This is a genomic window from Effusibacillus dendaii (genome assembly GCF_015097055.1).
Taxonomy (GTDB): domain Bacteria; phylum Bacillota; class Bacilli; order Tumebacillales; family Effusibacillaceae; genus Effusibacillus; species Effusibacillus dendaii.
Genome location: NZ_AP023366.1, coordinates 969,896 through 992,173, shown reverse-complemented (window position 1 = coordinate 992,173; position 22,278 = coordinate 969,896). Strand labels below are relative to the sequence as shown.

Genomic DNA, 22,278 nt, shown 5'->3' with positions numbered 1-22,278 from the left:
GGTTAACTATGGTCGTCAATCATAAAGATTCAGGAGGCGTTTGATAAATTTTCGCACCTTATTCAAATGCGGGTAACTACCAATAGCGCGATGCCAACCAAGATGCTTGCAAAAAAGTAAGGGCTGTAAGCGGATAGCGTATCGAACTGGAAAAGGATTTTTGTCAAGAAATTGGCTATGATAGCGATGGCGCCAATCCAAATTAAGATGGTGCCGAGCGAACGCACGGTATGTTTCATAAGATCAATCATTCCCTCACATCAATAAGTTTCTTTATTTCCCATCATACCGTAAATTGGCCGAGAGAAAATGGTGAAAGTTAGGCAGTTTTTCGAACATTTTCAAACAAGTGACCGCATATGAGGTAAGGCGGAGGACACACTAGAACTGGAGGCGCGAGTATGAACGAGGAGAAGGAAAATCAGGAATTATCCAGATTGAACACATATATCGAACGGCTTACCGTACAGTTGGAGCGGGCAAATTATGCCGAATATGTGCAATTGCTCAATCGTCCTCGCCGGTTATTAATGTTGAATTTTTTTAGCGGGATTGCGAGAGGCGTTGGCACAGGGTTTGGATTTACCGTAGTTTTAGGGATTATCCTGTTAATTATGCAGAAGATGGTGAATCTCCCAGTAATCGGGAAGTTTTTGGCTGATATTGTCCGGATTGTCCAAGCACAATTACATACACCGACAATCCCTTGACCGCGTTATGAAACGGTGTCAGTCACAAACGTTTCGGAACAGGCAGCCGGAAGTTCAAAGGAGGGTTTTCTGTGGCGCTGAACAGTGAACAGTTACGCGAACTGCGCAGGAGCTTGGAGCAGGAAATGAACGATATCCGTGACCGGTTGGATGCAAATGAACGTTATGGCATACCGGATTCCATGCCTGATCATTCGGGCGAGCTTTCGATGTATGACAACCATCCGGCTGATATTGGGGACGAACTGTTTGAACGGGGGAAGGATTTGGCGCTGCGTGATGCCGATTCCCTTCGCTTGGTGGAAATTGATGAGGCGCTGGAAAGGATGGAAGATGGCACGTATGGGATTTGCACCCATTGCGGACAAGAAATTCCTTATGAACGGCTGGAAGCACAACCGGCGGCTGAATTCTGCATAACTTGTCAAGAGAAGGCGGAAGAGCATCAGATTGAAAGCAACCGACCGGTCGAGGAGAATTTTGAATATCCGGGTTACGGACGCGTGTTTAACGATGACAACAGACATGCACAAGCGGCTTACGACGGAGAAGATGCGTGGCAGGATGTAGCGCGCTACGGAACGTCGAATTCGGCGTCCGATTTTGAAGACGGTCTGGATCCTGAACTGCTCTATATGGACAGCGAAGAACGCCGGGGTTACGTGGAAGATTTGGAGGGGTATCTGACGGCCGATTTGCACGGCAACCCGACCGGCTTTACCCGGAACGAAGCGTACCGGAGAAATGCGCGCGATTATGTGGACCGGCTGAACTGGATGGGGTTGGAGCCGGATGACATGTTAAACGAGAGCGCCGAAAACAACGGGGACCATTTTAACGACGACCGCAGGGAATAGCTGGGGATCACCAATTGAATATAGAAGCAAGGAAACAATGGGTTGGGATGAGAAAGTCCCCAGCCTATTTGTTTTTACACCATAATCTGATTGACAGACACAAAAAATTAACGATATATTTTATTTAGACATTTATCTAAATATCTAAGAAGGGATGCCTATGAACGATACGTTTAAAGCGCTGTCCGACCCGACCAGACGCCAAATTATCCGGTTGCTGCGGGAACGGGATCTGACGGCTGGCGAGATTGCCGATCATTTTAACATGACGAAACCAAGCATTTCCCACCATTTGAATTCTTTGAAACAAGCGAATCTGGTGTTGGATGAACGAAAGGGCCAACATATTGTCTACTCATTAAACACGACTGTGATCCAGGAGATGATCGGCTGGTTTCTGGAAGTGGTGGACAGCAAGGAGCAAGAGAAAAAGGGAAACGACAAGGGAGGAAACGAAGAATGAGCAAATTAAAGGGAATTGGGAACAATAGCGATTTGCTGAATCTGCTTGTGGGCATCATACCGATTGTGATCGCAATGATTTTCTATGATCAGTTGCCGCAGCGAATGGCCACTCATTTTAACGCTGCCGGACATCCCAATGGATATATGGATAAAAACTGGTTTTTGCTGACGACCGCAGTCTTGCTTCTGGGCTTGCCGTTTCTGATGAAGGGGTTTCGTTTTGCCGACCCCATGCGGTCGAATTATACAAAATTTGAAAAAGGTTTTGAGGGCATCCGTCTCGTCGTTACCCTGATATTAAGCGTAGTCATGTCGATCGTGGTATTTGTCAATTTGGGATATTCGGTTAACATGCAGATGACCGTGATGATAGCCGTTGGTTTACTGTTTTTGGTGATCGGCAATTATCTCGGCCAAATGCGTTTCACCTATTTCACAGGCATCCGGACGCCTTGGACGATGGCCAACGAAACGGTTTGGCGCCGGACACACCGAATGGCAGGCCCGCTTTGGATGTTGGCCGGTCTTGTGTTCGTCGTCTGCGGGTTTTTGTCGCCGCAATTCGCTGTGCCGGTGTTCCTGGTTACAGTTGCCAGCGTAACGGTTGTTCCCATCGTCTATTCGTATCTGATCTATCGCCGCCTAGCAAAATAACAGACAAACCAAAGACCGCCTTGTCGAATCCGGATCGAGGCGGTCTTGCGATCTGTAAGCACCTTTTGATGTGTCATCACCCTTTGATATGTAAGCACTTTTATTGTTGATTCACCAAATGGGTCACAAAATCTTTCATCATCTGCAGTTTCTGCTCGCTTTCTGCGAGGGTTTTGCCAACCGCGCTGAAATAAAATTTGATTTTCGGTTCCGTGCCGGAAGGCCGAATGGCGATCCATCCGCCGTCAGCCAACACATATTTTAATACATTGGATTTGGGCAGATCTTCAATTCCCGTCAGATAGTCTTTTGTTTCTTTGACCGGAATGTCCGCCACAGAGGTCAATCGGGTCTGCCGCAGATCGTCCATCATTCGATTGATGGTGTCCACTCCCTGCTTTCCCTTGAATGTGAAGGAAAGCAAATCCTCCCGATAGTAACCGTACGTTTCGTAAATCTGCTGCAGCGCCTCGTAGACAGACAGCCCTTTATTCTTATAAAAAGCGGCCATTTCACAAAACAGCATAGCAGCCTGCACGGCATCCTTGTCCCGCACAAAATCCCCGATCAAGTACCCGTAACTTTCCTCATATCCGAACAAAAATTGGTATTGGCGCGTCTGTTCGTACTCTTCGATTTTTTCGCCGATAAATTTAAATCCAGTGAGCGTGTCGACTGTCTGGATTTGAAAGGATTCGGCAATGGCGCGGCCCAATTCCGATGTTACAATGGTCTTCAACATGACCCCGTTTCCAGGCAGATTGCCTGCTTGTTGACGCTGCGACAAAATATAATGTAACAGCAGGGCGCCTGTCTGGTTCCCGTTCAACACCACATAATCCCCGGCCGGGTCTTTACAGACAAACCCTACACGGTCCGCATCCGGATCGGTTCCCAATACAACATCCGCCTGCACTTGATGAGCCAGTTGAATAGCCAGTTCAAACGCCTGGCGTTCCTCCGGGTTGGGCGAGGATACAGTCGAAAAATTCGGGTCCGGTTGCTCCTGTTCGGCTACGATCTGGATTTGCGAAAAGCCCATTTTTGATAGAACTCGTCTCACCGGTTTATTGCCTGTACCGTGCAGCGGCGTATACACAATCCGAAAATCATCCTTCGCCTGTAAAACAGCATCGGGATGCAGGGAAAGAGACAGCAAGCGGTCCGTATACGCTTTGTCAATCTGTTCTCCGATCATCCGAATCAGGTTGCGTTCGATTCCTTCTTGTTTGGATAAGACAGGAATCTGCAGTTCATCTTCAATCCGCTCAATTTCCTGCAAAATACGGTCTGCCGTCTGAGGTGGAATTTGTCCGCCATCAGCGCCGTATACTTTGTATCCGTTGTATTCCGGCGGATTGTGGCTGGCCGTGATCACGATTCCGGCGGCTGCCTGAAGGTGCCGTACGGCAAATGACAGCATCGGTGTCGGGCGCAGTTCGTCAAACAGATGGGCAACAATCCCGTGATATGCCAAAACACCGGCTGCTTCCGCTGCAAAATCGGCAGAGAAGTGGCGGGAATCATAGGCGATTACGACCCCTTTTTGCGATGCGTCCGGCACATATGTAAGAAGATAGCGGGCCAATCCTTCTGTCGCCCGTCTTACGGTATAGATATTGATTCGATTGATTCCGGCTCCAATTATACCGCGCATACCGCCGGTGCCAAATTCCAGATGGCGGTAAAACCGGTCCTCTATATCGGCTTCATTTGTAAGATGTTCCAGTTCTTTCTTCAGAGCGGGTTCCAGGTTCCCGCTTTCCAGCCAATGAAGATATCGATCTTTATACCCGTTCAACTTGTACACTCCTGTCCCTGATGGTGCTGATTACTATATATTACATCAAATGGGCTGGCTTGCAAAAGCTGAGAGTCTGGATTCGCCAAGTTGTCGCCTCTCCCTTTGTATGCTACAATTGGCACCCAGAGGGCACAAGTCGCGTCAGGTATCAGATACCAGATCGCGCTATGCTCGCTTACTAACATTTGGCTGTGTGAAGGATCGGGCAGAAGGTGAAAACTATGCTGTATGTATGGGCAATATTGGTTGTGATTTTGGACCAGATTACAAAGTATTTGGTAAAAACCCGCATGGTGTTCGGGGAATCGATACCGGTTTTGGGAGACTTCCTGCTGATTACGTCACACCGCAATCAGGGTGCTGCTTGGGGGGTTTTTGCCGGACAGCGCTGGTTGTTCGTGTTGATAGCGATCGCTGTGATTATCGGCGTTGTTTACTATTCCCGCAGGGTGAAGAGCCCCCTGATACGGGCCGCGCTTCCGCTCTTGCTGGGCGGAGCCGTAGGAAATCTGATTGACCGCATCTTGTACGGGGAAGTGGTTGATTTCCTGGATGTGCGGGTCATCAACTATCCGATTTTTAATCTGGCAGATTCGGCGATTGTGATTGCCATCTGTTTGATTTTATTGGATACTTGGCGGGAATATCGACAGGAGCGGGTGAAGGGCGAATGACCGACCACCTGATGGATCGGGAAACGGATGAGCAAGAAGCAGAGGATACGGAATTGTATGATGTCGCAGATGCAGATGCCGGGGAGCGGATTGATCGTTATCTGGCCGAGCGGGCGGCTGATTTGTCGCGTTCGCAGATTCAGAACCTGATTGAAAACGGCAGCGTAAGGGTCCACAACAAGCAGGTAAAATCGAATTATAAATTGCGGCCGGGTGACCGAATTGAAGTCACCCTTCCGGAGCCGGAAGCTACGGAAGTGGAACCGGAAAACATTCCGCTCGATATTGTGTTTGAAGATTCGGACGTGATCGTGGTCAATAAGCCTCGCGGCATGGTTGTACATCCTGCAGCCGGTCATATGCGGGGCACACTGGTCAACGCACTGCTTTATCATTGCAAGGATTTGTCCGGAATTAACGGGGTGTTGCGTCCGGGCATTGTGCACCGGATTGACAAGGATACATCAGGACTTATCATGGCGGCAAAAAATGACCGGGCGCATCAAAGTTTGGCTGCGCAGTTGAAAGCCCATTCTGTGACTCGCAAGTATATCGCGATCGTGCATGGAGTTGTCAGTCATGACGTCGGTACGATCGATGCGCCGATCGGACGTCACCCCGTTCATCGTCTGAAAATGGCCGTTGTGAGAAATGGCGGACGGCACGCGGTCACCCATTTTGCCGTAATGGAACGGTTTAAGGAGTACACGCTGCTCGAATGCAAACTGGAAACGGGCCGTACGCACCAGATTCGGGTGCACATGGAATTTATCAATCATCCGCTGGCAGGCGATCCGGTTTATGGACCGAAACGAACCCTTGATATCGATGGACAAGCCCTGCACGCCAAAATACTCGGATTTAACCATCCGCAAAGCGGGGAATACATGGAGTTTGATAGCGAGATTCCGGATGACATGGCACGTTTGATTGAACAGTTGCGCCATCTGTAACGGTTGAAAAAAACGCTTGACTCTGTTTGGCCAATTTGGTATTATTTTTTGGAAATAATGTTCCTTTAAGCTGATCCTGTGAGGTCGGTAAGGAGAGCGGCATATGACACTCGACGGGTGTGGGTAGACAAGCGGAAAGTTTGCCTGCCGTGTCAACCATTTTCGAGTACTAATGAGCTTCTTACCTGACTCGGGTAAGAAGCTTTTTTTATGCACATTTCACACTCGGGGGTGCAAACATGGAGACGGTTTTCAAGACGCAGCTTCTCGACGAGCAGGCAATTAACCGTGCGTTAACCCGCATTGCGCATGAGATTGTCGAAAAAAACAAAGGAATCGACAACCTGGTACTGATCGGCATCCGGACAAGAGGGATTTATATCGCGAAACGGTTGGAGGAAAGAATCGGCCAGATTGAAGGTATTCAGTTGCCGGTGGGCTCGATCGATATCACGCTGTATCGCGATGATTTACAGGAGAAAGCGGAACAGCCGCAAATTTCCGGACATGAGATACCCGTTTCGATCAAAGGCAAAAAAGTAGTGCTGGTCGACGATGTCCTCTATACGGGCCGGACGGTTCGGGCTGCGCTTGACGCGCTGATTGACCTGGGACGCCCGAGTCTGATTCAACTGGCTGTTCTGGTCGATCGCGGCCACCGCGAGCTGCCGATTCGCCCTGATTATGTCGGCAAAAACGTCCCGACCTCACTAACGGAAGTCGTAGCGGTTCACGTCAAGGAAATTGACGGTGAAGATAAAGTCGTTTTGTTAGAGATAAAATCGTAATCGCCACTAGGGGGACTCAAGCATGCAACAACAACGAGTGATTGACGTACAGGAAAAACTGCCGCTTGCACAGATGCTTCCTCTCTCGCTGCAGCATCTGTTTGCAATGTTTGGCGCTACCGTGCTGGTGCCGATTCTGACCGGACTGAATCCAGCAATCGCACTGCTCACGAGCGGAATTGGCACACTATTGTTCATTTTTATCACAAAAGGGCAAATTCCCAGTTATCTCGGTTCATCTTTCGCATTCATCGCTCCGATCATTGCTGTATCGAAAGCGCAGGGAACAGGCGCCGCCATGTTCGGTGCCTTCCTGTCGGGGATTGTCTATATCGTCATCGCAGCCATCATTGCAAAATTCGGTGTGCGCTGGCTGAATCGCCTGCTGCCGCCGGTGGTGGTCGGTTCAATCATCATCGTAATCGGTTTGGGATTGGCCAACGTGGCCGTGGCAAATGCCAGCAAGAACCTGTTGATCGCCTTCGTCACACTCGTGATTGCGATCATCGCGTCCGCCTTTTTCCGTGGTTTCCTGGGAGTGATTCCGGTGTTGATCGGGGTGGTTGGCGGATATGTGTTCGCGGCTTTGGTAGGGGCAGTTGACTTTACGAAAGTGGCGCAAGCTCCATTTTTCCAGGTGCCTGTCTTTACGACGCCAAAAGTCTCCGCAATGGCTGCCTGGGCGATTGCGCCGGTGGCGTTAGTGACGATTGCGGAACATATTGGGCATCTGCTGGTGACAGAAAAAATCGTAGGCCGCAACCTGATGGAAAAACCGGGCTTGCATCGCTCGCTGCTGGGGGATGGGGTGGCCACCTCTGTAGCCGGGTTGATTGGCGGACCGCCGACCACCACGTATGGCGAGAACATCGGCGTGTTGGCCATCACTCGCGTCTACTCCGTTTGGGTAATTGGCGGTGCCGCTATACTGGCTATCGCATTCGCCTTCCTGGGCAAGCTGAATGCCCTGATTTCCTTGATCCCGGAAGCGGTGATGGGGGGTATCACGATTCTCTTGTTTGGGATTATCGCTTCTGCCGGTTTACGGATGCTGGTCGAATCGGGCATTGATTACAGTCAAAAACGCAACCTGATCATTTCCAGCGTAATCCTTGTAGTGGGAGTGGGCGGTATGGTCATCCATGTCGGACAGTTTTCACTCGAGAGTATGACGCTCGCTACGTTGGCAGGAATTATCCTGAATCTGGTGCTGCCTCAATTTAAAGAAGTAAACGAAAACCTTTAAGCCAGTCCCGTGAGGCAGGCAAGGTTCCGGTTTTGGTGAATCGGCCGTATTGGCGCAAGATTTCACGCCGTCGGGTTCCTTGCTGGCAGGGAACCCATTTTTTTTACGGATTCTGTGGAAAGCTAGAAGGATGACAGGAGGGACTTATTATGGAGCGGCATATATTGGGAGCCAAACAGTTTGACCGCAGTCAGCTGGAAGAACTGTTTGCGGCGGCACAAGGCATGGAAATGGTGACGCGGAGCGGCGGCAGCCATCTGTTAAACGGAAAGGTGATGGCCTCACTTTTTTTTGAACCCAGCACGCGTACCCGGTTCTCGTTTGAATCCGCCATGACACGGTTAGGCGGCCATGTGATCTCGACGGAAAACGCTTCGCAATTTTCCTCCGCGATCAAAGGCGAAACACTGGAAGATTCGATTCGGGTAATTTCCTCCTACGCGGATGTGATTGTCATACGTCACAATGAAATAGGGGCAGCGTCCCGTGCTGCAAAAGTCAGCCGAGTGCCGATTTTGAACGCGGGTGACGGGGCGGGGGAACATCCCACACAAGCGCTGCTTGATCTGTACACCATTCAAAAGGAATTGGGCGGTATTGACGGTATTTCAATCGCCATGGTAGGCGATTTGACCTACGGCCGAACAGTCCATTCGCTCGCGTATGTGCTGGCGAATTTTAAGGATATCACGATTTACTTTACCGCTCCGGAGAACACGCCGATTCCGCAGCAGGTGAAAGACTATCTGACCGCGAAAGAGGTGCGTTTTTACGAAAACGGCAATCTGCCCGAGGTTGCGGCAAAAGTGGATGTTCTCTACCAAACCCGCGTTCAGAAAGAACGGTTTCCCACACAAGCCGAATATGAAAAAGCGGCCGGGCGCTATATTGTAAACGGTCAGCTGCTTGATCGAATGAAGCAATCCGCGATTGTCATGCACCCGCTGCCGCGAGCAGGCGAAATCGTACCGGAAGTGGATGATGACCCGCGCGCCGCTTATTTCCGGCAGGCAGAAAATGGGGTCTATGTTCGGATGGCGCTGCTGGCGCAGGCGGTGGGAGTTCGTCCGCCGCAGGCAGGCAAGCGTCCCGACCCGAACCTTTTGATTGTCTGATCTTCGAAACAGGGGTGGGAAAAATGGGAATCATATTGAAAAACGGAAAACTGCTTGATCTTGACACGGGGTTGCTGCTTTCCCGTGAAATTGAAATCGAAGAGGGCCTGGTTCGTAAAATCAAAGACCATATTGAAATCCCGGAAACCCATAATCTGCAGGTGATCGATCTGCGGGGCGGAGTGATTGTTCCCGGTTTTATCGATATGCATGTGCATTTGCGCGATCCGGGATTGGAATATAAAGAAACGATTGAAACGGGCACGAAGGCGGCAGCCAGAGGTGGCTTCACGACTGTCGCCTGCATGCCGAACACAAAACCGGTTTTGGATACGCCGGAACAGATGCGATATATTTACGAAACAGCGGAGAAAACCGGTTTTGCGCGAGTTTTGCCTTATGCGGCAATTACCCGCAGCGAACGGGGAGAAGAGCTGACCGATATGGAAGCGTTGAAAAAAGCGGGCGCGGTTGGTTTTACGGATGACGGAGTCGGCGTGCAGTCGGGCGGCATGATGCGAAGCGCCATGGAACGGGCCAAATCGTTGGAACTGCCGATTGTCATACATGCGGAAGATGAAACGCTGTCCGGCAAAGGGTGCATGAATGAGGGGGAAGTATCCAAACGGCTGGGACTGCCCGGCATCCCGGGGGTGGCCGAATCGGTTCACGTGGCTCGCGATGTGCTGTTGGCCGAACTGACAGGCGCGCATCTGCATGTGTGCCATATATCGGATGCGAGTGCGGTCGATCTGGTACGATGGGCCAAAAAACGGGGCATTCACGTGACGGCGGAAGTTACGCCGCATCACCTTCTGCTGACCGATGAATCGATCGACGGAACGGATGCCAATTGGAAGGTAAACCCGCCGCTGCGCACGGAAAAAGACCGGCTCGCTTGTCTGGAAGGGCTGTTGGACGGAACGATCGATATGGTGGCCACCGACCATGCCCCACATTCGGAAGAGGAGAAGCAGCGCGCGTTTCAGGTGGCACCCTTCGGGTTTGTCGGTTTGGAAACGGCGTTTCCTTTACTGTATAGCGAACTGGTATTGAAATCGAAATTGATTTCCTTGCCGGATCTGGTGAAAAAAATGGCCACTGCGCCAGCCGATGTTTTCGGGTTATCCGGCGGCCGTCTGCGGTCAGGCGGCGTCGCCGACCTGACGGTGCTCGATTTGCAGCAGGAACGGACAATCGATGCAGGCGAATTTTTGTCAAAAGGTCGCAATACCCCGTTTGTCGGCCGGAAAGTGAAGGGTTGGCCGGTCTTGACTGTCTGCGGAGGGCGGATCACCTATCAGAATTTGCCAACCGCCTGACGGCTCGCACAACAAGTACACAATACAAAGGCATACGGGATGCCCTTCGGGAGTAAGGTTCGGGGGTTTTGTGCCATAACGGAAAGGGAGATGGAACATGCGGGCGAGACTGGTTCTGGAAGACGGAACGATATATGAAGGAACAGGCTTTGGAGCACCCGGCGAATCGTTTGGGGAAGTCGTTTTTAACACCGGCATGACCGGTTATCAGGAGGTATTGACCGATCCGTCCTATTACGGACAGATCGTTACCATGACATATCCGCTGATCGGCAACTACGGAATCAATGTGGACGATGTCGAATCGACCAAGCCGCATGTGTTCGGATTTGTCGTACGGGAAGCGGCCGATTTTCCAAGCAATTGGCGGAGTATCGGAAAAATCAACGACTATTTGGCCAACAACGGGATCACCGGCATATCGGGCATCGATACCCGGTCGTTGGTGAAAAAAATCCGCCAACACGGGACGATGCGGGCGGTGATTACGACTCTTGACACACCGCTTGAAAATATAAAGGAGATGCTGAAGGGCACACTGCCGCCTGATCAGGTGCAGCGGGTGACCACCTCCTCCGTATACCGTTGTCCGGGCGAAGGCCCTCGCGTAGTGGCAATGGATTTCGGGATGAAACAAGGGGTGCTCCGTTCTCTTGTGACGAGAGGGTGTGATGTAACGGTCGTTCCGTCAGACACGACTGCGGAAGAGATTCTGGCTTGGAAACCGCATGGCGTGATGCTGTCAAACGGACCCGGAAACCCGGAAGACTATCCGCATATGGTCAATACCGTACAGGATTTGCTTGGAAGAGTGCCTGTTTTCGGCATTTGCCTCGGCCATCAGCTGTTGGCGCTGGCATGCGGGGCGAAAACGGAGAAACTGAAATTCGGACACCGAGGGGCGAATCACCCGGTGAAAGATCTGCTGAACGGACGTGTGTATATCACTTCACAAAATCACGGGTACACCGTCAAACCGGAGACGCTGGCGGGCACCCAACTGGAACTGACTCATATCAATCAGAACGACGGTACAGTTGAAGGGATTCGCCATACAAAGCATCCGGCTTTTTCGGTACAGTACCATCCGGAAGCGCGGCCCGGCCCGGACGATTCCGATTATCTGTTTGACCGTTTTCTCGATATGATGATGGCATTTAACGGACAGGGGAGGAACTGATATGCCAAAACGGACAGATTTGAAAAAAATATTGGTGATCGGTTCCGGTCCGATTGTAATCGGGCAGGCGGCCGAGTTTGACTATGCGGGAACACAGGCCTGCCAAGCGTTAAAGGAAGAAGGCATCGAAGTGGTGCTGGTAAATTCGAATCCGGCTACCATCATGACCGATCCGGATATTGCCGATCGTGTCTATATCGAGCCGTTGACCGTCGAATTTGTATCGCAAATTATCCGGCAGGAACGGCCGGACGGCATATTGGCAACGCTTGGCGGACAAACGGGATTGAACCTGGCGGTGCAGCTGTCGGAAAGCGGCATTTTGGAACAGGAAGGTGTCGAACTGCTTGGCACCAAACTTTCTTCGATCGAACAGGCGGAAGACCGTGAGAAATTCCGCAACCTGATGAAAGAACTGAACGAACCGATTCCGGAGAGCGCGATTGTCACCAATTGGGAGGAGGCCGAATCGTTTGCGAACGAAATCGGGTTCCCGATCATCATCCGACCGGCCTATACGCTGGGCGGAACCGGGGGAGGCATCGCATCCGATTGGCAGGAATACAAGGACATTGTGACGCTCGGATTGACTTTGTCTCCCATCACGCAGGTGCTTGTCGAAAAATCGATAGCTGGCTACAAAGAGATCGAGTACGAAGTGCTGCGCGACAGCCACGATAATGCAATTATCGTCTGCAACATGGAAAATATCGATCCGGTCGGCATTCATACGGGTGACTCGATTGTGGTGGCGCCGAGCCAGACGCTGTCCGATCATGAATATCAAATGCTTCGTTCCGCCTCGTTAAAAATCGTCCGTGCGTTACAGATCGAAGGCGGCTGCAATGTACAATTGGCGCTTGACCCGGACTCATTCAACTATTATGTGATCGAAGTGAACCCGCGCGTCAGTCGCAGTTCTGCGTTGGCATCGAAAGCAACCGGGTATCCGATTGCAAAAGTAGCGGCTAAAGTGGCGATCGGCTACACGCTCGACGAAATTATCAATCCGGTGACCGGGCAGACATATGCCTCTTTTGAACCGGCGCTCGACTATGTCGTGACAAAAATCCCCCGTTGGCCGTTTGATAAATTCGTTTCTGCCAAACGGGTGCTCGGCACACAGATGAAGGCGACCGGCGAAGTGATGGCGATTGAACGGTCGTTTGAAGCGTCTCTCCTCAAAGCGATCCGATCGCTTGAGATCGGACTGGATTCACTCGATTTGCCGGAAGCGTCCGAATTGGACCAGGCGGAACTGGAAAAACGACTGGTACAGGCAGATGACGAGCGTCTGTTTTTACTGGCCGAATCGTTCAAACGGGGTTATACGATTGAACAACTGCATGAACTGACGCGCATCGACCTGTTTTTCCTGAACAAGATTGAGGGGATCGTGCGGTTTTGTGAGCAGTTGTCAGCAGAAGGAACCAATTTATCGGAAAACACGCTGCATGTGGCAAAACGAATCGGTCTCACCGATAAGACAATCGCCCGTTATACCGGACTTACGGAAGATGCGGTGGTCTCCATGCGTGATTCGATGGGCCTACGTCCCGTCTACAAAATGGTGGACACCTGCGCGGCCGAATTTGAAGCGGCCACTCCTTATTATTACTCCGCTTACGAGCAGGAAGACGAAGTGGCTGACAGCAACCGGAAAAAGGTGCTGGTGCTCGGCTCCGGACCGATCCGCATTGGACAGGGAATCGAATTCGACTACTGCTCTGTGCATGCTGTATGGGCATTGAAAGCGGCCGGGTATGAATCGGTCATCATCAACAACAACCCGGAGACCGTATCGACCGATTTTAACACGTCTGACCGGCTGTATTTTGAACCGCTGTTTGTCGAAGACGTCATGCATGTGATCGAGCGGGAAAAACCGGAAGGCGTGATCGTCCAGTTCGGCGGCCAGACAGCAATCAATCTGGCAGCGCCGCTTGCCAAACGGGGTGTTCGGATTATCGGTACTGCTTTAGAAGACATCGACCGGGCGGAAGACCGGGAAAAATTCGACCAACTGCTGACCGAACTGGATATTCCGCGACCGGCCGGGAAAACGGTGTTCACCGTGGAAGCGGCTGTGTTAGCGGGGCGTGCGCTTGGCTATCCGTGTGTGGTCCGCCCCTCTTATGTACTGGGCGGTCGGGCAATGGAAATCGTCTACAATGAAGAAGAGTTGCTTTATTACATGAAACATGCGGTAAAGGTGAACGAGGAACACCCGGTGCTGATTGACCGGTATCTGATCGGCAAAGAGGTCGAAGTGGACGCCATTTCAGACGGGGAAACGGTAATGATACCAGGCATTATGGAACATATTGAGCGGGCCGGCGTTCATTCCGGCGATTCGATCGCTGTGTATCCGACGCAGTCTGTTTCAAAATCTGTGAAAGACACGATTCTCGACTACACCACCCGGATTGCCCGCGCTTTGCATGTGAAAGGGCTGCTCAATATTCAGTATGTGGTGCAGGGGGAAGCGGTCTATGTGTTGGAAGTGAATCCGCGTTCTTCCCGGACCGTGCCATTCCTTTCCAAAATCACCGGGGTGCCGATGGTCGATGTGGCAACCCGTATCATTCTGGGGGAAAAATTGACCGACATGGGCTACCAAAACGGTCTTTGGCCGGAAGCGAAAGAGGTTTCTGTCAAGGTTCCTGTCTTCTCGTTTGCGAAGCTGCGCCGCGTCGATGTGACGCTCGGTCCGGAAATGAAATCGACAGGTGAAGTCATGGGATCGGAACGATCGTTTGATAAAGCGCTGTATAAAGGGCTCCTGGCGGGAGGAATCCGTATTCCGGAGTCAGGCACAATTATTGCCACGATTGCGGACAAAGATAAACAGGAAGCGCTCGAAATTCTAAGCGGCTACGCGGTATTGGGATTCCACATCGCAGCGACGGGCGGCACCGCCAAATTCCTGAGAGAACAGGGAATTCGCGTCGAAGAGGTAAAAAAACTGTCGGAAGGGTCTCCCAACTTGCTTGATTTGATTCGCTCCGGTCGCGCCAATATGGTGATTAATACGCTGACGAGGGGCAAAGAGCCGCAGCGGGACGGGTTCCGGATTCGCCGGGAAGCGGTCGAAAACGGCATTCCCTGCTTAACTTCGCTGGATACGGCAAAAGCGATGCTGGAAGTGCTGCAGACGATCAAATTCTCCACGCGTCCGCTGGGCCGGATGCATACGGAAGGCATCACGTCCGATCAGATGAAGACGACCCATGCATCAGCCGTGACGAAGGAGGCGACCCCGCATGCCGGATCACGCAGCTAAGGGCCGCTACTCGGTAGTGCAGCACTTTGCCGTGGCGGAAAACATGATGCGGTTGACGATCGAGTCGGAAGGGGAACTGCCGCCTTATCTGCCCGGCCAATTTTTGCACATTCGCGTCACAGACGGCAGCGACCATCTGCTGCGCCGCCCGATCTCCCTTTGTACGGCCAGCCGGATACACAAACAGTTTACCGTTGTCTACCGGATTTCCGGCAAAGGCACCAAACTTCTGGCGGACAAACGGGTCGGGGATACGCTCGACGTATTGGGGCCGCTTGGCAAAGGATTTCCGCTGCATAAAGGAGACCGAAACGTTCTTTTGCTGGGAGGCGGCATAGGCGTTCCGCCGATGGTTGAACTGGCCAAGCAGTTGACCATTCAGGGCGTGAAAGTGACGACGATTGTCGGATTCCAGACGGCAAGTCAGGCCATCCTGATCGATGATCTTTCCCAATATGGGGAAGTATTGGTGGCAACGAACGACGGATCACTCGGTCAGAAAGGGTTTGTCACCCAATACCTGACAGAAGAGCGTCTTGCCGAAACAGACCGTTTTTATGCGTGCGGCCCGTCTCCGATGCTGGCCGCTGTGCAGAAGGCCACAGGGGAAAAAGCGGTCGGGTACCTGTCCTTGGAAGAACGGATGGGCTGCGGCATCGGGCTGTGTGCCGCTTGTGTGCACAAAGCGGTAATGCCGGATGGCAGCGTGGGCTACCGCAAGGTATGTAAAGAGGGTCCCGTATTTGCCGCCGAGGAGGTAGTATTTGATGTCTAAAGAAGTCGATCTGTCCGTTCAAATCGGCGATCTGCAGCTGAAAAATCCGGTCATGCCGGCATCCGGCTGTTTTGCGTTCGGCAAGGAAATGGCCGAATGGTATGATCTTTCAAGGCTTGGAGCCATCATGGTGAAAGCAACTACGCTCGAACCGCGCTTGGGCAATCCGACTCCCCGTGTAGCGGAGACGTCGGGCGGCATGTTAAACGCCATCGGACTGCAAAATCCGGGCGTTGAAAAAGTGATTTCAGAAGAATTGCCGCATCTTCGCCAATATGAAGATTTAAAAATTATCGTGAATGTGGCAGGCACCGCGATTGATGATTATGTGGAAACGGCCAGACGCTTAAGTGAAAGTGGACTGGCTGACGCGCTTGAATTAAACATCTCCTGTCCGAACGTGAAATGCGGCGGCATTCAATTCGGCGTTGACCCGACACTGGCGGCCGATCTGGTGCGTGCGGTGAAACAGGTGACGAGCGTACCGCTGATCGTCAAACTGTCGCCCAACGTCACCGACATTGTGGAGATGGCAAGGGCGGTGGAAGCAGCAGGGGCGGATGCGCTGTCCATGATCAACACGCTGGTCGGCATGCATATCGATCTGGAAAAACGGAAGCCGCTGATTGCCATCGGCACGGGCGGTTTGTCGGGACCGGCTGTCAAACCGGTCGCGATTCGCATGATCTATCAAGCCGCACAGGCGGTACGCATTCCGATCATCGGCATGGGCGGTATTATGAGCGGTGAAGACGCGATTGAATATTTCATGGCAGGCGCTTCTGCCGTTGCGGTGGGAACGGCCAATTTTGTAAATCCATTTGCATGCCCGGAGATTCTTGATGAGATCGTGGCTTGGTGTCAAGGGCATGGCGTCGAGCGGGTTCGCGAACTGACGGGCGCGGCTTGGAAAGAGGGGGAGATGCCCGGTGCCTGATAGCCGCACAGCACATTTGCCTGCGCAAATGGCAGATCGTCTTTATGTAGCGCTCGACTTTGACAATGGGGAAGATGCGTTGCGAATGGTCGACCGATTGGGGGAAACGGTACGCTGCTATAAAGTCGGAATGGAACTGTATTTCAAAACGGGTCCGCAAATTTTGCATCAGCTGCAGGAGGCGGGCAAACAAATTTTTCTCGACCTTAAAATTCATGACATTCCGAATACGGCGGCAGGGGCAGCCCGTTCCTGCACATCGTTTGGCGTATCGATCATCAACGTGCACGCGGCGGGCGGTATCGAGATGATGAAGCAGGCCAAACAGGCGGCCATCGAAACAGCGGCTGCGTTATCGATCGATCGACCGCTGGTGATTGCCGTAACGCAGTTGACGAGTACAGACCGGCAGATGATGAACGAACAGATCGGCATTCAGGGTTCTGTCGAAGACACAGTCGTCCGTTATGCAAAGTTGGCGCAGGAGGCAGGGCTGGACGGGGTCGTGGCATCCGGCCAGGAACTGGCTGCCATCCGACAGGCGTGCGGGGACGGGTTTGTCACCGTAATTCCGGGCATTCGTCCGGCCTGGGCGGCAAGCAACGATCAAAAACGCATTCTGACGCCAGCCGATGCAATCAAAGCAGGCGCCCACAGGTTGGTCGTGGGCCGTCCCATCACGCATGCCGACGACCCGCAAGACGCCGCCAAACGGATACTGGAAGAAATGGAGGTCTCTTTATGAACACGATTGCACACACGATTGCTCATATGCTTTTGCAAATCGGCGCTGTTACACTGCGTCCGCAGCAGCCATTTACATGGACGTCAGGCATAAAATCGCCCATTTATTGCGACAACCGGTTGACAATGGCGTTTCCCCAAGTGCGCGATCTGATTGCGGCTGAATTTTCCAATCGGATCAACTGCGAATGGGGACTGGTTGACGTGATAGCCGGTACCGCAACCGCCGGTATTCCGCACGCCGCATTTGTGGCGCAGAAAATGTGTTTGCCAATGGCCTATATCCGTTCGAGCGCGAAAGGACACGGCAAGGAAAACATGATCGAAGGGTTGATCCGTCCGGGTCAACGGGTTGTCGTCATCGAAGATTTGATATCAACTGGCGGATCGTCAGTCAAAGCGGCTCAGGCGGTCCGCGACGCAGGGGCGGAAGTTGTAGGTGTGGCCGCTATTTTTACATACGGATTTGAAAAAGCGACCCAGACTTTCGCGGATGCCGGTATTCCGCTGCGAACCCTCACTTCATATGATACTCTGCTTGAGATCGCTGTCGAAAAAGGATATATCCGACAAGAGGAACTGAATCTGCTGGCCGCCTGGCGAACAAATCCGGAAAATTGGCCTGCATGATGGTGGTGTGAAGGAGGGTGCTGGTGCCTCCTGCCACAGCTTTTTTCTTTTTAACTTTTTATTATAATTGACTAATGTTGTATTCCTTAATTTTGTTGTATAAAGTATTGCGTCCAATTTGCAACAGTTTAGCTGCTTTGCTTATGTTCCATCCAGTGACTTGCAGTGATTTTTTGATGGCGTTTATTTCCGCCTCTATTAATGACGGAATGGATTCCGCGTTATCATCTTCTGGGCGAACGGAAATATTTTCAAGTTGTATATGTTCTGGACTGATTTCCCCACCTTCGGCTAGAAAAGAAGCCTGAATGAGTACACTGTTAAGTTCACGCACGTTTCCGGGCCAGTTATGGGTTAGTAGTTTTTTTTCAGTTTCCTTTGATAGGACTCTGGTCGGATAATTCATTTTGTCTAACAAATATTCAGCCAATGGAATTATGTCACTTCGTTCACGCAGCGGCGGGAGCGTGATTTGTATACCTTTCAACCGGTAGTAAAGGTCCGCACGAAACCGCCCTGCTTTTACCTCTTCTGACAAATCCTTGTTTGTGGCTGCAATGATTCGTATGTCAACGGACTCGCTTTTAACCCCGCCAACCCGGGTAATTCTTTTCTCTTGTAACACACGGAGTAATGCAGCTTGTGCGCGGAGGGACATATCACTAATCTCGTCAAGGAAAATGGTCCCAAGATGAGCCGCTTCAAATTTCCCTTGCCCTCCTTCACGGTTAGCGCCCGTAAATGCCCCCCGTTCATAACCAAACAATTCGCTTTCCACAAGGCTTTCCGGTATCGCACTGCAGTTTACAGCAATGAAAGGATATTCCGTACGCAAGCTGGCGGAATGGATTGATTGAGCTAACAGCTCCTTTCCGGTTCCACTCTCTCCGTAAAGAAGGATGGGAAAATCGGTGCATGAAGCTTTTTGAGCGAGTTCTTTTACCCGCAAGATGCTTGGGCACGATCCGGCAATGTCGTCAAAGTTATACAGGCGATTTTCTTTCTTTTCTTCATTTTTATAGATGGCCACAGAACACCAGATTTTACGTGTATTATCGGATATTGTTTCCACGATAAATCCCTTTTTCCCTTTAAACTCTTTTCCAATACAATCCATACCCAAAATCCGGTGTGCGGCTTGATTGGCACGAATGATACGATGATCCTTGTCAAGGGATAGGAGGGGAAGCGGGTGATAATTCACTGTATGTTCAAGTTCTTTTAAGGTGAGAAAGTGTTCTCGTTTCGCCTGCTCGAATAAGAGTCGATTTTGCAAGGAATCTGCTATCATACAGGCGAGTGAGAGGGTATAGGGGTTAAACTGTTCTTTTCTGCCGCTAATATTGATAGCCCCTATTAATTCTCCGGTTGAATTATAAATTGGACTCGCAGCGCAGGTAAGAAAGTGATTGGTAATATAAAAATGCTGTTTACCGTGAATCCGGATTGGTTTTCCTTCTATCAGTGCAACTCCCATAGCGTTTGTTCCTTTATATTGCTCCTGCCAACTCGTACCCACCTGTAACTGAATCTTTCGAGCCTGCTCTTCGAAGAACTGATCACCGGCAGTGTGGATAATAATACCATTCTGATCTACAAGTACGGCAACATGTTCCGTGTGTTTCATGAATGGAAACAGTTTTTCAAAGATCGAGGTGGTGTGCTGTATCAGCCCCTCATTTTCCTTCATTATCTCCTGTAATTGTTTTTCCGTGATCATTTGGTCATGAACAGCATCGGTAGGTTTCAGACCAAGTTGGCGACAGCGGTCCCAGGATTGATGAATCATTTCCGTTTCCTCAAATTCGTTTAGAGATGACAATGTAGAGCACCTCCATCAGATTCTATAAAATTCATCGTAAACCAAGTATATCATCTTTATTGTTGAATTATAAAAATTTTCAAATATGTTCTGAAAAAGTACAACAAATTGATCAATAATCGAACACCTAATAAGATCACTAGCAAAAAAACCGTTCCGCTAAAGGGGAATGTTCATTGGCATAAGTTTTGCTTAATGAATGATGTTGTTAGAATTATTTTTAAGGGAGGAATTTGTGATGGCAGGTAACAGAGCACTGGTCTACGTTGGCCCTGGCAAAGTCGAGGTGAGGGACATTGACTTTCCGGATTTGGTTTTGAGAGATGGTCCAGGTGTAAATCCGCTAAACGTTGGCCGTAAATGTGAACATGGTGTCATCCTTAAAGTTGTTACGACGAATATCTGCGGAAGTGACCAGCATATGGTTCGGGGGAGAACAACGGCACCATCAGGACTTGTCCTCGGGCACGAGATAACCGGGGAAGTGATCGAGGTGGGCCGTGATGTAGAATTTATAAAGAAGGGCGACCTCGTATCGGTTCCGTTCAACATCGCCTGCGGTCGTTGCCGCATGTGCAGAGAACGCAAAACCCATATCTGCTTAAATGTCAATCCGGATCGCCCCGGCTCCGCCTATGGATACGTAGACATGGGCGGTTGGGTCGGCGGTCAATCCGAGTATGTCATGGTTCCTTACGCGGATTTCCAACTTCTCAAGTTTCCCGACAAGGATCGGGCGATGGAGAAGATCCGCGATTTGACGATGCTTTCGGATATTTTCCCAACAGGTTACCACGGCGCCCGTAGCGCTGGCGTCACCACAGGTTCAACAGTCTATGTCGCAGGTGCCGGTCCGGTGGGACTTGCTGCCGCTCACTCGGCTCAGATCTTAGGTGCAGCGGTTGTCATCGTTGGTGATCTGAACTCGGAGAGGCTCGCACAGGCGAGAAGCTTCGGATGTGAGACGATTGACCTAAGCCAACACGATAACCTGGGAGAGCAAATCGAACAAATCCTCGGCGTACCAGAGGTCGACTGCGCGATTGATTGCGTGGGCTTCGAAGCGCACGGGCACGGACCCGATCATCAGGAGGCTCCTGCGACGGTGCTCAATTCTATTATGGAGGTCACACAGGCTGGTGGAAGGCTTGGTATCCCGGGATTGTATGTGACAGGGGACCCCGGGGCCATCGATGAGGACGCAAAGGTTGGCTCGCTCAAGATCCGCATCGGTCTCGGCTGGGCAAAAGCCCATACCTTCGTCACAGGTCAAACTCCGGTCATGCAATATAATCGGGAATTGATGATGTCCATCCTTAACGGAAAGGCACAGATCGCTAAAGCGGTTAACGCCACAGTCATTTCATTGGATGATGCTCCAGGAGGTTACGGTGACTTTGACAAAGGGGCAGCCAAGAAGTTCGTAATTGACCCTCACGGCTTGGTCAATTAAAAAAGGCGGTTGCATCATGGATTATCCACCTTCTTTATGGAAGCGAAGCATTGCTGAGTTTATAGGTACCGCTCTTTTAGTTCTGATCGGTCCCGGAACCGCAGCGTTTAAAGCTGTGATCTCTGCTCAAACGAATTACCCTACTACCTTGGCGGATATTGGGGTCATCAGTCTAGCCTTCGCGATTATCGTTGCGGCTATGATTTATACCTTTGGTCACATATCCGGTTGTCACATCAATCCGGCAGTGACGATTGGTTTAGCCGCAGTAAAACAATTTTCGTGGAGTGAAGTACCCGCCTATCTGGTGGCCCAACTGGCGGGAGGAGTATTGGGGGCATTTGGAATTATGGTGGTACTGGGCCTTGACGGGGTAACTATCGGTAACCTTGGTGCCACTGTTCTCGCTCCAACCACCGGTTATATTCAAGGCATCGCCATTGAGGCTGTGGAAACCTTCATTCTTATGATCGTGATTATGGGAACGGCAGTGGATCCTAGGGCCCCAAAAGGGTTTGCAGGACTCACGATCGGCTTAACGGTTGGGGGGATTATTATGATGACGGCAGGACCAACCGGTTCCTCATTCAACCCTGCTCGCACCTTTGGGCCTTATGTGGTGAACAGTTTGTTTGGAGGCAGCATTCATTGGCAGGAGTTCCCGGTCTATGTTGTCGGTCCCCTGATGGGGGCTATTGCAGCCGCTTTTACCTACCATGTGCTTACTCGTTCTAACCTTGCATCCACTCCTTCGAAAATGGAAAAAGGCAAGGCGCTGAATTAAAATTTCAGTGCCTTACCATTTTTTGCTTGAGATCATGAATCGCTATAAAAACCCTTTCCTTGAATATACTAATCGAGCGGTC

21 protein-coding genes are annotated in these 22,278 nt (G+C 51.1%); 18 read left to right on the top strand and 3 right to left on the bottom strand.

The annotated features are described in order from the left end of the window. Positions 1-62: 62 nt before the first annotated feature. Positions 63-239: a hypothetical protein gene (locus skT53_RS05185; RefSeq protein WP_200760095.1), complete on the bottom strand. Its 177-nt coding sequence runs from the start codon at positions 237-239 to the stop codon at positions 63-65. A 162-nt stretch (positions 240-401) separates the two neighbouring features. Between skT53_RS05185 and skT53_RS05180 the strand changes: the two genes are divergently transcribed. From skT53_RS05180 to skT53_RS05165, 4 genes are all read left to right on the top strand, one after another. Further along, a complete protein-coding gene (locus tag skT53_RS05180) occupies positions 402-710 on the top strand; it encodes a DUF5665 domain-containing protein (RefSeq protein WP_200760094.1) in 309 nt (102 codons plus the stop codon). A 71-nt stretch (positions 711-781) separates the two neighbouring features. Then, positions 782-1,567 carry a TraR/DksA C4-type zinc finger protein gene (locus tag skT53_RS05175; RefSeq protein ID WP_200760093.1) on the top strand — a complete coding sequence of 262 codons (786 nt, stop codon included), beginning with the start codon at positions 782-784 and terminating at the stop codon, positions 1,565-1,567. 160 nt (positions 1,568-1,727) lie between these two features. Next, positions 1,728-2,030 carry an autorepressor SdpR family transcription factor gene (locus skT53_RS05170; RefSeq protein WP_200760092.1) on the top strand — a complete coding sequence of 101 codons (303 nt, stop codon included), beginning with the start codon at positions 1,728-1,730 and terminating at the stop codon, positions 2,028-2,030. Further along, on the top strand, positions 2,027-2,686 hold the full coding sequence (locus skT53_RS05165; protein ID WP_200760091.1) for an SdpI family protein: 660 nt from the start codon (positions 2,027-2,029) through the stop codon (positions 2,684-2,686). The genes skT53_RS05170 and skT53_RS05165 overlap by 4 nt, the downstream gene beginning before the upstream one ends. A 100-nt stretch (positions 2,687-2,786) precedes the next feature. On the opposite strand, the gene skT53_RS05160 is transcribed toward skT53_RS05165, so the two are convergent. Beyond that, positions 2,787-4,487: a phospho-sugar mutase gene (locus tag skT53_RS05160; protein WP_200760090.1), complete on the bottom strand. Its 1,701-nt coding sequence runs from the start codon at positions 4,485-4,487 to the stop codon at positions 2,787-2,789. A 224-nt stretch (positions 4,488-4,711) separates the two neighbouring features. On the opposite strand from skT53_RS05160, the gene lspA reads away from it, so the two are divergent. The 12 genes from lspA (at position 4,712) to pyrE (ending at position 18,137) form a co-directional block, all read left to right on the top strand. Next, positions 4,712-5,164 (top strand): signal peptidase II, encoded by a 453-nt coding sequence (gene lspA, locus skT53_RS05155; RefSeq protein ID WP_200760089.1) that lies wholly within the window; start codon positions 4,712-4,714, stop codon positions 5,162-5,164. Beyond that, on the top strand, positions 5,161-6,117 hold the full coding sequence (locus skT53_RS05150) for an RluA family pseudouridine synthase (protein WP_200760088.1): 957 nt from the start codon (positions 5,161-5,163) through the stop codon (positions 6,115-6,117). The genes lspA and skT53_RS05150 overlap by 4 nt, the downstream gene beginning before the upstream one ends. 239 nt (positions 6,118-6,356) lie before the next feature. Then, positions 6,357-6,905, top strand: a complete 549-nt coding sequence (gene pyrR / locus skT53_RS05145) for a bifunctional pyr operon transcriptional regulator/uracil phosphoribosyltransferase PyrR (protein ID WP_200760087.1) — start codon at positions 6,357-6,359, stop codon at positions 6,903-6,905. 22 nt (positions 6,906-6,927) lie between these two features. After that, positions 6,928-8,151: a uracil permease gene (gene uraA, locus skT53_RS05140; RefSeq protein WP_200760086.1), complete on the top strand. Its 1,224-nt coding sequence runs from the start codon at positions 6,928-6,930 to the stop codon at positions 8,149-8,151. A gap of 149 nt (positions 8,152-8,300) precedes the next feature. Continuing rightward, a complete protein-coding gene (pyrB, locus tag skT53_RS05135) occupies positions 8,301-9,266 on the top strand; it encodes an aspartate carbamoyltransferase (protein ID WP_200760085.1) in 966 nt (321 codons plus the stop codon). Positions 9,267-9,289: 23 nt separating this feature from the next. Next, complete coding sequence (locus skT53_RS05130; RefSeq protein WP_200760084.1) at positions 9,290-10,588, top strand: dihydroorotase; 1,299 nt, start codon at positions 9,290-9,292, stop codon at positions 10,586-10,588. A gap of 97 nt (positions 10,589-10,685) precedes the next feature. After that, entirely contained in the window at positions 10,686-11,768 is a 1,083-nt protein-coding gene (locus skT53_RS05125; RefSeq protein ID WP_200760083.1) for a carbamoyl phosphate synthase small subunit, read from the top strand. 1 nt (position 11,769) lies between these two features. Beyond that, on the top strand, positions 11,770-15,051 hold the full coding sequence (gene carB / locus skT53_RS05120; protein ID WP_200760082.1) for a carbamoyl-phosphate synthase large subunit: 3,282 nt from the start codon (positions 11,770-11,772) through the stop codon (positions 15,049-15,051). Then, on the top strand, positions 15,032-15,826 hold the full coding sequence (locus skT53_RS05115; protein ID WP_200760081.1) for a dihydroorotate dehydrogenase electron transfer subunit: 795 nt from the start codon (positions 15,032-15,034) through the stop codon (positions 15,824-15,826). The genes carB and skT53_RS05115 overlap by 20 nt, the downstream gene beginning before the upstream one ends. Next, positions 15,819-16,763 carry a dihydroorotate dehydrogenase gene (locus skT53_RS05110; protein ID WP_200760080.1) on the top strand — a complete coding sequence of 315 codons (945 nt, stop codon included), beginning with the start codon at positions 15,819-15,821 and terminating at the stop codon, positions 16,761-16,763. Before skT53_RS05115 ends, skT53_RS05110 begins: the two co-directional genes overlap by 8 nt. 28 nt (positions 16,764-16,791) lie before the next feature. After that, a complete protein-coding gene (pyrF, locus tag skT53_RS05105; protein WP_200760883.1) occupies positions 16,792-17,508 on the top strand; it encodes an orotidine-5'-phosphate decarboxylase in 717 nt (238 codons plus the stop codon). After that, the gene (gene pyrE / locus skT53_RS05100; protein ID WP_318978595.1) at positions 17,505-18,137 is read left to right on the top strand and encodes an orotate phosphoribosyltransferase; all 633 of its coding nucleotides are present in this window, start codon (positions 17,505-17,507) and stop codon (positions 18,135-18,137) included. The genes pyrF and pyrE overlap by 4 nt, the downstream gene beginning before the upstream one ends. Positions 18,138-18,198: 61 nt before the next feature. On the opposite strand, the gene skT53_RS05095 is transcribed toward pyrE, so the two are convergent. After that, positions 18,199-19,959, bottom strand: coding sequence for a sigma-54-dependent Fis family transcriptional regulator (locus tag skT53_RS05095; protein ID WP_318978594.1), 1,761 nt, complete (start codon positions 19,957-19,959; stop codon positions 18,199-18,201). A 238-nt stretch (positions 19,960-20,197) separates the two neighbouring features. Here skT53_RS05095 and fdhA point away from each other — a divergent pair, with 238 nt between their 5' ends. Both fdhA and skT53_RS05085 read left to right on the top strand, forming a co-directional pair. Continuing rightward, positions 20,198-21,412, top strand: coding sequence for a formaldehyde dehydrogenase, glutathione-independent (gene fdhA / locus skT53_RS05090; RefSeq protein ID WP_200760079.1), 1,215 nt, complete (start codon positions 20,198-20,200; stop codon positions 21,410-21,412). Between the two features lie 16 nt (positions 21,413-21,428). Continuing rightward, positions 21,429-22,196 (top strand): MIP/aquaporin family protein, encoded by a 768-nt coding sequence (locus skT53_RS05085; RefSeq protein ID WP_200760078.1) that lies wholly within the window; start codon positions 21,429-21,431, stop codon positions 22,194-22,196. The last annotated feature ends 82 nt before the right edge of the window (positions 22,197-22,278 follow it).